This is a genomic window from Pseudomonas sp. S2_A10, assembly GCF_054668465.1.
The window spans coordinates 5,628,625-5,641,223 of sequence record NZ_CP162773.1; the positions used below are offsets into that span (position 1 = coordinate 5,628,625).

Genomic DNA, 12,599 nt, shown 5'->3' on the forward strand with positions numbered 1-12,599 from the left:
CTCGCTCCCACAAGAACCGTGGAGACGGATGAATATGAGCGACTTCAATACCCTCGAACTGCAAAACGACCCACGCGGTTTCGCGACGCTGTGGCTAAATCGCGCGGAGAAAAACAACGCGTTCAACGCCGAGATGATCCGCGAACTGATCCTCGCCCTCGACAAGGTCGCCAGCGATTCGAACCTGCGTTTCCTGCTGCTGCGCGGGCGTGGCAAGCATTTCAGTGCCGGTGCCGACCTGGCCTGGATGCAGCAATCGGCGGAACTCGATTACCACACCAATCTTGACGATGCCCGCGAACTGGCCGAGCTGATGTACAACCTCGCCAAGCTGAAAATCCCCACTCTGGCTGTGGTTCAGGGCGCGGCGTTTGGTGGCGCGCTGGGCTTGATCAGTTGCTGTGACATAGCGATCGGCGCCGATGACGCGCAGTTCTGCCTGTCGGAAGTACGCATCGGCCTGGCACCGGCCGTGATCAGCCCGTTCGTGGTGCAAGCGATCGGTGAGCGTGCGGCACGGCGCTATGCGCTGACTGCCGAGCGCTTCAGCGGGCAGCGGGCGCGGGAGATCGGCTTGCTCGCCGAAAGCTATCCTGCGGCTGAACTGGAGCAACAGGTCGAACAGTGGATCGACAACCTGCTGCTCAACAGCCCCGCGGCCATGCGCGCCAGCAAGGACTTGCTGCGCGAAGTCGGCAACGGCGCGCTGACCCCGGCCCTGCGCCGCTACACGGAAAATGCCATCGCGCGGATTCGCGTCAGCCCTGAAGGCCAGGAAGGCTTGCGCGCCTTCCTGCAAAAACGCCCACCGAACTGGCAAGCCGCACCCACCAAGGAGTCGCGTTGATGAGCGCACCTGTGATTACCACTGTGCTGGTGGCCAACCGTGGCGAAATCGCCTGCCGGGTCATGCGCACCGCCAAGGCCTTGGGCCTGACTACCGTCGCTGTGCACAGCGCCACCGACCGCGATGCGCGCCACAGCCGTGAAGCCGATATCCGCGTCGATCTGGGCGGCAGCAAGGCCGCCGAGAGTTATCTGCAAATCGATAAATTGATCGCCGCCGCCAAGGCCAGCGGTGCCCAGGCGATTCATCCCGGCTACGGTTTTCTCTCGGAGAATGCTGGATTCGCCCGCGCCATCGAAGCCGCCGGGCTGATCTTCCTCGGCCCGCCCGCCTCGGCCATCGACGCGATGGGCAGCAAATCCGCCGCCAAAGCGTTGATGGAAAAGGCCGGTGTGCCTTTGGTGCCGGGCTATCACGGCGAGGCGCAGGACCTCGACACCTTCCGTGAAGCCTGCGAACGCATCGGTTATCCGGTGCTGCTCAAGGCTACGGCCGGCGGCGGCGGCAAAGGCATGAAAGTGGTCGAGGATGTCAGCCAACTCGCCGAAGCCCTCGTCTCGGCGCAGCGCGAAGCGCAATCGTCGTTTGGCGACTCGCGGATGCTGGTGGAAAAGTATTTGCTCAAGCCACGTCATGTGGAGATTCAGGTGTTCGCCGATCAGCACGGCAACTGCCTGTATCTCAACGAGCGCGATTGTTCGATCCAGCGTCGTCACCAGAAAGTCGTCGAAGAAGCCCCGGCGCCGGGTCTGACGCCCGAGTTGCGCCGGGCGATGGGCGAAGCGGCCGTGCGTTCAGCGCAGGCGATCGGTTATGTCGGCGCCGGTACCGTGGAGTTTTTGCTGGATGCGCGCGGCGAGTTTTTCTTCATGGAGATGAACACGCGGCTGCAGGTCGAGCACCCGGTGACCGAAGCAATCACCGGGCTGGATCTGGTCGCCTGGCAGATTCGCGTCGCCCGTGGGGAAACGCTGCCGATCACCCAGGCGCAGGTGCCGCTCAATGGTCATGCGATCGAAGTGCGCTTGTATGCCGAAGATCCGGCGAATGATTTCCTGCCGGCCACCGGGCGTCTGGACTTGTATCGCGAATCGGCGCAGGGACCGGGGCGGCGGGTGGACAGCGGCGTTGAGGAAGGTGACGAGATATCGCCCTTCTACGACCCGATGCTCGGCAAGCTGATTGCCTGGGGTGAAGATCGCGAACAGGCACGCTTGCGTCTGTTGAGCATGCTCGACGAGTTTGCGATTGGCGGGCTGAAGACCAACATCAATTTCCTGCGCCGGATCATCGCGCATCCGGCGTTTGCGGCGGCAGAGCTGGATACCGGGTTCATTCCGCGCTATCAGGAGCAATTGCTGCCCGCACCAGGCACGTTGAGCGATGAGTTCTGGCAGGCGGCGGCGCAGGCGTTTGCGCAGAGTCTGCCGCAGCGTGCGCGGGCGGATGATCCCGCGTCGCCCTGGTCTCGCGGTAGTGGTTTGCGCGCAGGTTTGCCGGCGCAAATCACCTTGCATTTGAGTTGCGAGGGACAGGATCGCGCGCTGACTTTGGGCTCTGCGGCCTCTGCGACACTGCTGGGCGAAGCGCTGACCGTCGAGCATGACGGCGTGCGCCGCACATTGCGGGCGATTCGTCAGGCTGGCGCGTTGTATCTGGAATGGGACGGCGAGTTGCGGCGCATCGAAGCGTTCGATCCGATCAGCGCCGTCGAGGCCAGCCACAGCCATCAGGGCGGCCTGACCGCGCCAATGAACGGCAGCATCGTGCGTGTGTTGGTCGAAACGGGACAGTCGGTTGAGGCCGGGGCGCAACTGGTGGTGCTTGAAGCCATGAAGATGGAACACAGCATCCGCGCGCCGCAGGCCGGTGTGATCAAAGCGCTGTATTGCCAGGAAGGCGATATGGTCAGCGAAGGCAGCGCTTTGGTTGAACTGGAAGAAGGATGAAATAAAAGGATCGATCCTGGCCTTGAGCGAGGATCGATCCGTTCAGTAACGCGCCGTTGCCTGAACCACCACGCCGATAATCCGGCATTCATCGGTGAGCAGGGTTTTCGGCCAGGTCGGGTTGAGCGGCACCAGGTAACGCTGGCCGGCCTGTTCGTCGAGCTTGCGGAAAATCGCTTCTTCGCTGTCCGGCCACTGGGCGATCACCAGTTTGCCAGGCACTGCCTCCAACTCCGGATCGACCAGAATCAGCATGCCCTCGGCAACGCTCTGGCCGCTCGGCGCGGTCATCGAATCCCCGGTTACTGTCAGCCAGAACGCGGCACCGCCGCGAGCGTGGTAATCCGTGAGTTCGAAGCGCTGCTTCGCTGATGCTCCGGGATAGCTCGCCGCAGTGTCACGCACTTCGCACGGTGCACGCCAATCACAGACCGGATAACGGAAGTACGGGTTGTACTTCTGCGCCAGCGGCATTTCGTCTTCCGGCGTCGGCTGCGGTTCGCGGATCACCAGAACGACTTCGAGGAAGTCCATTCCCAGCGCCTTGAGCACGCGGTTCATTTCGGTAACACCGGGTTCGCGACGCTTGTTCAGCCAATGACCGATCCCGCCCTGGGACATGCCGACGCGCTCTCCGAGCTCTGTTTGAGTGACTTTGAGTTCACTCATCTTGGCCTTGACCAACTCAATCCATTTATCCATGTGCCGCACCTTACGCGGACGTCTTCGACCGGCAAAACACATATTGTAGTATTTAAATCCTAGTCACAAATACAGGCGGTACTATCCTAGAGGAACGGACTTTCAATCGAACATGGAGTGACGTTTCATGATGAACATCAGCAGCAAAGACCTGCCCGATCTGCAAATCGACACCAGCTTCACCTCCCCTCAAGGCAATGCCGCCGCACAGCGCGCGCTGGACTACTACTTGAAACCGGCTGTTTCGAAATCCGAGACGGACGAACGTTTTTTCAATGTCAAAGGCCATCTCAGCGGCGAGGAAGCACTGGTGCACGCCTCGGACTTGTTGCGATGTGCAGCCGCCACCGCATTCAAGGCCGCAGAAAACCTGCAAGGCACCAGTCGCGATCTGGCCTTTTCGGTGGTGCACATGGTGGATATGGCGCGGGCGATGGTCGACCATTCGATCGACAACGACGAAGTCACGGCGGACAAGGTACGGGCGGACAGGAAAGAATTTTCCCATCGCGCAGATAAAAACATTTGACTTGCAAATGATAATGATTATTATTGCAAGCAGCTGGTCGCGAGATCAGTCGATGGACCAGAGACCTTAGGTCGGTCTTCTGGACTATCTCCTCATCAGGCTAATCACGGTTTTTGACCCGGCTTTTTGCCGGGTCTTTTTTTGCCCGTTTTTCGGGCTTGTGTCTTCAGGCTAATGAAGTCTTTGGGTGCTGCAAATTCGATGGCGCGGATAATATCAAAAGAATATCGATTGGCAAGCCGAGCCCAGCCACATTGGGCGAAACTAATGGCAATCAGCACTTGAGAATCAATCGCATAGCCTCTAAGCTGCTGGCGCGTCACGGAAGACGCCCCCCGCTACACCCGCGATTCCCCTCGGTTTCAGCCCTGCCTGCGTGTAAAGTACCGGTCATAAAAATCCTGATCAGGAACCGACCATGACCGTGGCCAAATCTTCGTTCGACATCAGCGCCAATTTCGACAGCGGCAATATCCAAGTCATCGATATCAGCAACCCGCTCAGTCCCGTCCTGGCCATCCGCCCGGACACCCGCAGCGCTCATTTTCAGTGGTTCCACTTCAAGGCCAGCGGCCTGCATGTGCATCAGGAACACTGGTTCCGCCTGGTCAACGCCAGCCAATCGACCTACAGCAAAGGCTGGCCGGGCTATCAAGCGGTGGCGTCGTATGATCACGTCAACTGGTTCCGCATCCCTACCAGCTTCGAAGGCGACAGCCTGCGCTTCTGCCTCGAAGCCGAACAGACCCACGCCTGGTTCGCCTACTTCGAACCCTACAGCCGCGGCCGTCACGATTGGTTGATCGAGCAAGCGCTGAGCAAGGCTGGCACCGAATTGCTGGCGACCGGCAAAAGTGTCGAGGGCCGCGACATTCAGCTGCTGCGCAAAGGTACCGGTGCCGAAGGCCAGCGCAAGATCTGGATCATCGCCCAGCAGCATCCGGGCGAGCACATGGCTGAATGGTTCATGGAAGGTGTGATCGAGCGTCTGGAACGACAGGACGATCCGGTATTGAACAAACTGTTGGCCAGCGCCGATCTTTATCTGGTGCCGAACATGAACCCGGACGGCGCCTTCCACGGCCACCTGCGCACCAATGCCATGGGGCAGGACTTGAACCGGGCGTGGCAGAGCGCCAGTCAGGACATCAGCCCGGAAGTGCTATTCGTTCAGCAGCAGATGCAAAAGTATGGCGTCGATGCGTTTATCGACGTACACGGCGACGAAACCATACCTCACGTTTTCACCGCCGGCTGTGAAGGCAATCCTGGTTTTACGCCGCGCATCGAAAAGCTTGAAGAGCATTTCCGCAGCCACTTGAAGCACACCACCAAAGACTTCCAGACCACCTATGGCTACACCCGCGACGAACCGGGACAGGCCAACATGACCCTGGCGTGCAACAGCGTCGGGCAGAAATACGACTGCCTGTCGCTCACCCTGGAGATGCCGTTCAAGGACCACGACGACCACCCGGACAAGATCACCGGCTGGTCGGGCAAACGTTCCAAGCAATTGGGCAAGGATGTGCTGACCACCCTCGCCGACATGGTCGACACCCTGCGCTGATCCCCTCCCCTGCAACAACAAAAGATCGCGGCCTGTCCGCGATCTTTTGCTTTAACCGGTCAGCCGCGATCGCGCCCGCGCAACATGCTGTCGAGCACTTCGTCACGCCGCACCCAGCCATGGAACAGCGCCGCCGCCAAGTGCAGCAGCACCGTCAGAAACAGCAGATACGCCAGATAGCCATGGGACTTGCGCAGCAATGCAAACAGTTGCGCATCGGCCGGCACAATCGACGGCAGATGCAGCGACGACGTCAGCATCACCGGCTCGCCCGAGGCACTGATCATCGCCCAGCCGAGCAACGGCAACACCAGCATCAACGCATACAACAAGACGTGGGAAGCCTTGGCTGCGAGCACCTGCCAGCCCGGCAGATCATCCGGCAGCGGCGGTTGGCGCGTGGTGAAGCGCACCAGCAGGCGCACGATCACCAGCGCCAGAATCGCGATGCCCAGCGGCTTGTGCAGATGAATCAGCCATTCATGGCGAGACGACACCGAAGTGACCATGCCCGCGCCGATAAACAGCATGGCGATGATCATCAGCGCCATCAGCCAGTGCAGCAGGCGCGCCAGCAAAACGAAATGCGTCGGTTGCTTGTTCATGGACGAGCCTCCTGTTTGGCGGCGGGCAACTGGCTGACTTCGCTGGTGCGACGCAGGTAGGAATCGGCATAGCCGGCAGAACGCGCGGCCAGCAGTGGATCTTCCGAGCCTTGAATCCCGGCCGGCAGAACCAGCGGGTCGTAGTTGATGTCACGGCACTCGCCACTGAGTTGCGGCTGGGTCTTCTCCAGCACCAGGGTTCCGGCGTTCAACACTTTGCGATCTGCGGGCCAGGTCTTGCTGGCATCGTTCACCGGGTCACCGGCGTTGGCCAGGGTGATGTTCAACTGAAAGCGCAAGGGTGCGGCGGCCAGGCGTTGCACCAGATCCTTCTCGAGAAAGTCCGCGCCTTCAGGGGCCGTGGCACCCGCCGCGTCCTGCGCCAGCGGCGTCATGCTCCAGCGTACGGCCTGTTTTTTACCGTTGCCATCGATCAGATAGAACGCATTGATGCTGTTATAGGTTTCGGTGGCGTAGCTGGCCGAAGGCTTGGCGGTCTTCACCCACGTCAGAAACGGCACGGCTTCCGGATGTGCGGCAAAAAACGCCGGCACCTTCGTCGGGTCTGGCTTGCCGGTGGCTGGATCCGGCGACTGCGCCTGCTGCAATTGGTAGAACGCTTCAGGCGTGCCCACCGGAAACACCGGCATGCTGTTCATGCCGGTGCGCCATTGCTGACCGTTCGCCTGGGTGAAGCGCAGCGCCAGACTGCGGATCGGTACGGCGCTGTCCGGCGCGTAGGGATTGCCGGCCGGCAAGGCGAAACGCCCCACCACCGGTGTCTGTGGCAGGTTGAACACCTGTGCCGTGGAGAACGCGCGCGCCTCGCCGCTGCTTTCGAAATGGCCGATCACGCAGACACCCTTGGCGTGATTGCGACGAAAGCCGGGATGCACGCCGTTGTTCTTTTCCAGCACATCGACCAACGCTTTTGGCGTCAATCGTTGTGGGTCAAGATTGCCATGCACGTAGGCAAACGCCCCGGCCACGGCAGCGACAATCACGGCAATGCCGCCCAGACGTAAAACCAGGCTCGCGGCGCTCAGTGGCTCGCGCGGCGGCCTGCCGGGCGGTGCAGCGTTTGGGGACGAGCGATCAACCATGAATATCTCCAGGCCATCGGCCACAAGTGGAAAGAGTCAGCAAGACGCACCCCGTCCGGGTTTATTCCACGGCGCGGTATTTATTTTTGCGCACGGGGAATAACCTGCGCTGACGGGCGTCTTCCTAGTCCACAGCGTAGCGACCAGCAGACATTCATGAGCGAATTCGACGAACAGTTGAGAGAAATCATTCCCAGATTGCGCCGCTTCGCCGTGTCGTTGACGCGCAACAGCAGCAGCGCTGACGATCTGGTCCAGGCCAGCCTCGAGCGGGCACTCTCGGCGTGGGGCGAAAAACGCGCTGACGGCGACGTGCGCGCCTGGCTGTTCGCGATCCTCTATCGGCAATTTCTCGATGCGCACCGTCGTTCGCGGCGCTATGCGCGAATGCTCGAGTTTTTCACCGGTCGCGACGATGCCGAGCCCTCGGTGGAACGCACGGTGATTGCCCAGTCGACCCTGCAAGCCTTCGAACGCCTGCCCACCGAACAGCGCGCCTTGCTGCTGATGGTCTCGGTGGAAGGCCTGTCCTATAAAGAGGTCGCCGAGATCCTCGGCGCCCCGATCGGCACCGTGATGTCGCGCCTGTCCCGCGCCCGCCAGGCCTTGCGCCAACTCAGCGACGGCGAAATCAGCAGCCCTTCCTTGCGGATACTCAAATGATCAGCCTGCCTCCCAGCGAACGTGATTTGCACGCCTACGTCGACCACCAGCTCAGCGACGCCGATCGGCGCGTGCTCGAGACCTGGCTGGCCAGCCACCCCGAAGAAGCGGCGCAGGTGCGCGCCTGGCAACGCGACGCCCAGCAATTGCGCGCAGCGCTGAGTGGCGCGTTGCAGCAACCGGCCAATCCGGCGCTTGACCCGATGATGATTCGCCAGCGCCGCCGCCAGCAGTCCCGTCGGCACCTGGCCAGCGCGGCGGTGCTGCTGATTGCCGTGAGCATTGGTGGTTTCAGTGGCTGGCAGGCACGGGAAATGACCTTGGTGCGCCCTGCGCAATTGCCGATGACTGACGCGTTGCAAGCCTATCGCCTGATCGCCCAGCAAGGCGTACTGCCCGCCGATTACAAGGTCGACAGCGACGGCGACATGCAGCGTTGGCTCGACCGCTACTTCAGCGGTGCCGGGCGCTTGCCGGACTTGAAAGCTGCCGGATTCGAGCCGGTCAGCGGGCGCTTGCTCAGCACCGATGAAGGCGCGGCGGCGATGGTGATGTATGAGGATGGCAGCGGTCACAAAGTGAGCTTTTACCTGCGTCCACCGGGGCCGAAAAACACCCTGCTGCCGCGTGGCTCGCGCAGCGATGGCGATCTGCAGGCCGATTACTGGTCAGGGCCGGGCTACAACTATGCGGTGGTCAGCCCGACCGACTCGCCGGCAGCAGAGTTGCTCAAGCAATCGCCACCGTTCTGAAATCCGCCTCTGGTAGGAGCTGACGAGTGCAACGACGCTGCGATCTGTTGGCGGCAACCAAGATCAAAAGATCGCAGCCTCGTTGCACTCGTCAGCTCCTACAGGGGACCGTGCACATATTTCATGGAGCCGACGCCTGAGCTCTGGTTACACTTGGGCCACCGCGCTCCCGGTGGAGCCCGCCCAATCAAACAGGAGCCTTTCCCGCGTGCCCGCCCGAACGCCGAAACGATCACGACTGAGCCAACGCTGGCCGTTGTTGCGCCGCCTGTTCGGCAAAAGCCTGCCCGTCAGCGCCGGGCACGATGCTCATGCCGCGACCATCCGCGATTATTTCCGCGACAAGGCCAAAAGCCAGGGCTACACCCTCAGCCGCAGTCAGCAGCACGTCATCGACTGCATGGCGCAGCAGGCCAGCGTACTGCTGGGCGACAGCGGCCACACGCCGCCGAGTCTGTACCTGTACGGAGCCGTCGGGCGCGGCAAGAGCTGGTTGCTCGACGGTTTTTTCCAGGCACTGCCGATCCCGCGCAAACGTCGCCTGCACTTCCATCAGTTTTTTGCCCGGCTGCACGACGGCATGTTCCGTCACCGCCTGCAGGAAGACGCGCTGGAAATCACCCTGGATGAGTTGCTGGAAGATTGCCAGGTGCTGTGTTTCGACGAATTTCATGTGCACGACATCGGCGACGCGATGCTGATCACGCGTTTGTTCAAGGCCCTGTTCAAACGGCGGATCATGCTGCTGGTGACCTCCAACTATGCACCCGAGGGCCTGCTGCCCAACCCGCTGTATCACGCACGCTTCAAACCGGTGATCGAGCTGATCAACACGCGCATGCAGGTGATGGAAGTCGGCGGCGACCACGACTACCGCACGCTGAACCGCCAGCATTCGCATCAAGTGTTTACCCAAGGGCATTACGTCTGGCCGGCTTCAACAGCGCAGCGCCAGGCTCTGGACCTGCCACCGGCCGACGCGCCTGCCCTTGCCCTCGAAGTTGGCAAGCGCCAGCTTCAGGCCCGTTTCTGCCAAGGCCGGCGAGTCGCGTTCACCTTCAACGACCTGTGTGAACAGCCAACGGCAGTGATGGATTATCTGCAACTGTGCCAGCGTTTCGACCAGTGGATCATCGATGACCTGCCGCCGCTCGGCGAGTGTCCGATCGCCGTGCAACAGCGCTTCATCAATCTGATCGACGTGCTCTACGATCAGGACAAGCACCTGACCCTGCTCGGCCAACTGCCGCTAGGCCAGAGCCTGGAAGGTCACGCCATTGACCTGGCGCGCACGCGCAGCCGGTTGGGTCAGTTGCAGGAAATTCACGAACCCAACTGACACCCTACCCTGTGAGAGCGAGCCCTGTGGGAGCGAGCCTGCTCGCGAAAGCGGTATGTCAGTCAGAGTTCATTTAACTGATACGCCGCTTTCGCGAGCAGGCTCGCTCCCACAAGGTCCCGGGACAACTCAAAATCCGTTCAGCATCCGCTTTACCGCTATCATGTCGCCCATTCCCGCGCCCCCGCGTCGCTCCACCGATCAATAGCGAAACCAGACATGCACACCCTTGCTCAACTGCGCGCCGGCGAGCTGTCAGGCATTACCCGCCTCGACCTGTCCTGCGGGCTGACCGAATTCCCCCGCGAAATATTCCAACTGGCCGACACGCTGGAAGTGCTCAACCTCAGCGGCAACGCGCTGAGCAGCCTGCCCGATGACCTGCATCGCCTGACCCGCCTGCGCGTGCTGTTCTGCTCCGACAACCAGTTCAGCGAACTGCCGGCGTGCCTCGGCCAATGCACCGCGCTGACGATGGTCGGCTTCAAGGCCAACCGCATCGTCAATGTCCCTGGTGACGCTCTGCCGCCGCAGCTGCGCTGGCTGATCCTCACCGATAACCGCATCGCAAGCCTGCCCAGCGAACTCGGTGAACGGCCCGCCCTGCAGAAGCTCATGCTCGCCGGCAATCGCCTGCGCTCGCTGCCAGACTCCCTGCGTCACTGCCATCGGCTGGAATTGCTGCGCATCGCTGCCAACCAACTCAGCGAACTGCCGCAATGGCTGCTGACCTTGCCGAGCCTGACCTGGCTGGCCTACGCCGGCAATCCGCTGGAAACCGAAGCCGATGCCGCTGCCCTTGAGGCTACGCCGCTGATCGACTGGTCAGCGCTGCGCCTGGAGCAGCAACTGGGCGAAGGCGCTTCCGGGGTGATTTCCCAGGCGGTCTGGCAGCGTGACGATGGCACGGCGCAAGCGGTTGCGGTGAAGCTGTACAAAGGCGAGATGACCAGCGACGGCTCGCCATTGCACGAGATGAACGCCTGCATCACTGCCGGTTTGCACCCCAACCTGATCCGCGTCGAGGGCCGCATCAGCGGCCACCCCGATCAGCAGCAGGGATTGGTGATGCAGTTGATAGATCCGAGCTTCGGCAATCTCGCCGGCTTGCCGAGCCTGGTCTCGTGCTCGCGGGATGTTTATGCCGAGGACTGCCGGTTCACGGCGGAGGTTGCCCTGCGCGTCGCCCAAGGCATCGCCTCAGCGGCCGAGCACCTGCACCACCAAGGCATTACCCACGGCGATCTGTATGGCCACAACATTCTGTTGAACGATCAGGGCGATTGTCTGCTCGGGGATTTCGGCGCGGCGTCGTTTCATGCAACCCGCGATGATGTGCAGACGCGCGCATTGCAGCGCCTGGAAGTCCGGGCGTTCGGTGTGTTGTTGGGGGAGTTGCTGGAGCGTGTCGACTCAGGATTGAGTACGGAGCGGCGCGCGCACCTGGAGGCGCTGGAACGACGTTGCTGTCAGGCGGATGTGCTGGGGCGGCCGGGGTTCAGTGAAGTCATCGAGATGCTGGAGAATCTGTGACCGCTGCGCGGTCATTCGCGAGCAGGCTCGCTCCCACATTGGAATGCATTGCAAATGTGGGAGCCAGCCTGCTCGAGAAGAGGTCATTACTGGCGCGACGGATCAGCCAGCCAGACCAACAAACATGTCCTGCACGTCATCATGGTTGTCGAGGCCTTCGAGGAACGCCTCGACTTCAGCCATCTGCTCGTCGCTCAAGCCGCTGACCGGGTTCTTCGGCTGGTAGCCGAGCTTGGCCGAGAGCACGGTGAAGCCTTGTTCCGGCAGGGCTTTCTGCACAGCGTCGAGGTCGGTCGGGTCGGTGAGGAACAGCGTCGCGCCCTCTTCGCCCGGCTCGAAATCCTGGGCACCGGCTTCGATCGCAGCCATTTCCGGATCGGCTTCCGGGCTGTCCGGCGAGGCTTCGATCATGCCGACGTGGTTGAACATCCACGCCACCGAACCCGAAGCGCCCAACTGGCCCTTGCGGAACGCCACACGAATTTCCGCGACGGTGCGGTTGATGTTGTCGGTGACGCATTCGACGATCAGCGGCACCTGATGCGGCGCGAAGCCTTCGTAGGTCACGCGATGGTATTGCACGGTTTCACCCAGCAGACCGGCGCCTTTCTTGATCGCGCGATCGAGGGTTTCTTTTGGCATCGAGGCTTTTTTCGCCTGTTCGACCACCAGACGCAGGTGTGCGTTGGTGGCGGTATCGGCACCGTTGCGCGCAGCAATGGTGATTTCCTTCACCAGTTTGCCGAAGATCTTCCCTTTGGCGTTGGCTGCCGCTTCTTTGTGTTTAACCTTCCACTGTGCGCCCATTACTCACTCTCTTGATCTGTGGCGCCGAGACATCTATTGGCCGACGCGTGGCGGCAAGTTTATACGGCCTAAAGTCGGCAATCGACCAAAAAAACAGCCGACGGAATCGACATCTTCACCAAAGCATGTAGGGGGATTCTGAAAAGCGCCTTTGACATGACCATTCAGCCCGACGGTTTCGTACCCTTGAAACCCCGTAT

13 protein-coding genes are annotated in these 12,599 nt (G+C 61.3%); 8 read left to right on the forward strand and 5 right to left on the reverse strand.

Features of this window, described 5'->3' with window-relative positions:
• The first annotated feature begins 34 nt into the window (after positions 1 to 34).
• Together AB4N41_RS25185 and AB4N41_RS25190 are read left to right on the forward strand one after the other, a co-directional pair.
• Positions 35 to 847: a gamma-carboxygeranoyl-CoA hydratase gene (locus AB4N41_RS25185; RefSeq protein WP_252876579.1), complete on the forward strand. Its 813-nt coding sequence runs from the start codon at positions 35 to 37 to the stop codon at positions 845 to 847.
• Positions 847 to 2,796, forward strand: coding sequence for an acetyl/propionyl/methylcrotonyl-CoA carboxylase subunit alpha (locus tag AB4N41_RS25190; protein WP_252876580.1), 1,950 nt, complete (start codon positions 847 to 849; stop codon positions 2,794 to 2,796). The genes AB4N41_RS25185 and AB4N41_RS25190 overlap by 1 nt, the downstream gene beginning before the upstream one ends.
• Before the next feature lie 42 nt (positions 2,797 to 2,838).
• On the opposite strand, the gene AB4N41_RS25195 is transcribed toward AB4N41_RS25190, so the two are convergent.
• Positions 2,839 to 3,498, reverse strand: a complete 660-nt coding sequence (locus AB4N41_RS25195) for a LexA family protein (protein ID WP_071172928.1) — start codon at positions 3,496 to 3,498, stop codon at positions 2,839 to 2,841.
• A 130-nt stretch (positions 3,499 to 3,628) separates the two neighbouring features.
• Between AB4N41_RS25195 and AB4N41_RS25200 the strand changes: the two genes are divergently transcribed.
• Complete coding sequence (locus AB4N41_RS25200) at positions 3,629 to 4,027, forward strand: DUF6124 family protein (RefSeq protein ID WP_252878187.1); 399 nt, start codon at positions 3,629 to 3,631, stop codon at positions 4,025 to 4,027.
• A 104-nt stretch (positions 4,028 to 4,131) separates the two neighbouring features.
• On the opposite strand, the gene AB4N41_RS25205 is transcribed toward AB4N41_RS25200, so the two are convergent.
• Positions 4,132 to 4,350 carry a hypothetical protein gene (locus AB4N41_RS25205; RefSeq protein ID WP_095182091.1) on the reverse strand — a complete coding sequence of 73 codons (219 nt, stop codon included), beginning with the start codon at positions 4,348 to 4,350 and terminating at the stop codon, positions 4,132 to 4,134.
• Between the two features lie 95 nt (positions 4,351 to 4,445).
• Between AB4N41_RS25205 and AB4N41_RS25210 the strand changes: the two genes are divergently transcribed.
• The gene (locus AB4N41_RS25210) at positions 4,446 to 5,597 is read left to right on the forward strand and encodes a M14 family metallopeptidase (RefSeq protein WP_252876581.1); all 1,152 of its coding nucleotides are present in this window, start codon (positions 4,446 to 4,448) and stop codon (positions 5,595 to 5,597) included.
• Positions 5,598 to 5,656: 59 nt separating this feature from the next.
• Here the strand turns inward: AB4N41_RS25210 and AB4N41_RS25215 are convergent, their stop codons facing one another.
• Both AB4N41_RS25215 and AB4N41_RS25220 read right to left on the reverse strand, forming a co-directional pair.
• Complete coding sequence (locus tag AB4N41_RS25215; protein ID WP_041477122.1) at positions 5,657 to 6,202, reverse strand: cytochrome b; 546 nt, start codon at positions 6,200 to 6,202, stop codon at positions 5,657 to 5,659.
• Complete coding sequence (locus AB4N41_RS25220; protein WP_252876582.1) at positions 6,199 to 7,305, reverse strand: catalase family peroxidase; 1,107 nt, start codon at positions 7,303 to 7,305, stop codon at positions 6,199 to 6,201. The genes AB4N41_RS25215 and AB4N41_RS25220 overlap by 4 nt, the downstream gene beginning before the upstream one ends.
• A 156-nt stretch (positions 7,306 to 7,461) precedes the next feature.
• Between AB4N41_RS25220 and AB4N41_RS25225 the strand changes: the two genes are divergently transcribed.
• From AB4N41_RS25225 to AB4N41_RS25240, 4 genes are all read left to right on the forward strand, one after another.
• Positions 7,462 to 7,968, forward strand: a complete 507-nt coding sequence (locus AB4N41_RS25225; protein ID WP_056788806.1) for an RNA polymerase sigma factor — start codon at positions 7,462 to 7,464, stop codon at positions 7,966 to 7,968.
• Positions 7,965 to 8,720 carry an anti-sigma factor family protein gene (locus AB4N41_RS25230; RefSeq protein ID WP_122703728.1) on the forward strand — a complete coding sequence of 252 codons (756 nt, stop codon included), beginning with the start codon at positions 7,965 to 7,967 and terminating at the stop codon, positions 8,718 to 8,720. The genes AB4N41_RS25225 and AB4N41_RS25230 overlap by 4 nt, the downstream gene beginning before the upstream one ends.
• Before the next feature lie 208 nt (positions 8,721 to 8,928).
• On the forward strand, positions 8,929 to 10,059 hold the full coding sequence (gene zapE, locus AB4N41_RS25235) for a cell division protein ZapE (RefSeq protein WP_252876583.1): 1,131 nt from the start codon (positions 8,929 to 8,931) through the stop codon (positions 10,057 to 10,059).
• Positions 10,060 to 10,278: 219 nt separating this feature from the next.
• Positions 10,279 to 11,592 carry a leucine-rich repeat-containing protein kinase family protein gene (locus tag AB4N41_RS25240; RefSeq protein WP_252876584.1) on the forward strand — a complete coding sequence of 438 codons (1,314 nt, stop codon included), beginning with the start codon at positions 10,279 to 10,281 and terminating at the stop codon, positions 11,590 to 11,592.
• Positions 11,593 to 11,694: 102 nt separating this feature from the next.
• Here AB4N41_RS25240 and AB4N41_RS25245 read toward each other — a convergent pair whose 3' ends face one another.
• Entirely contained in the window at positions 11,695 to 12,399 is a 705-nt protein-coding gene (locus AB4N41_RS25245) for a YebC/PmpR family DNA-binding transcriptional regulator (protein ID WP_041477129.1), read from the reverse strand.
• Between the last annotated feature and the right edge of the window lie 200 nt (positions 12,400 to 12,599).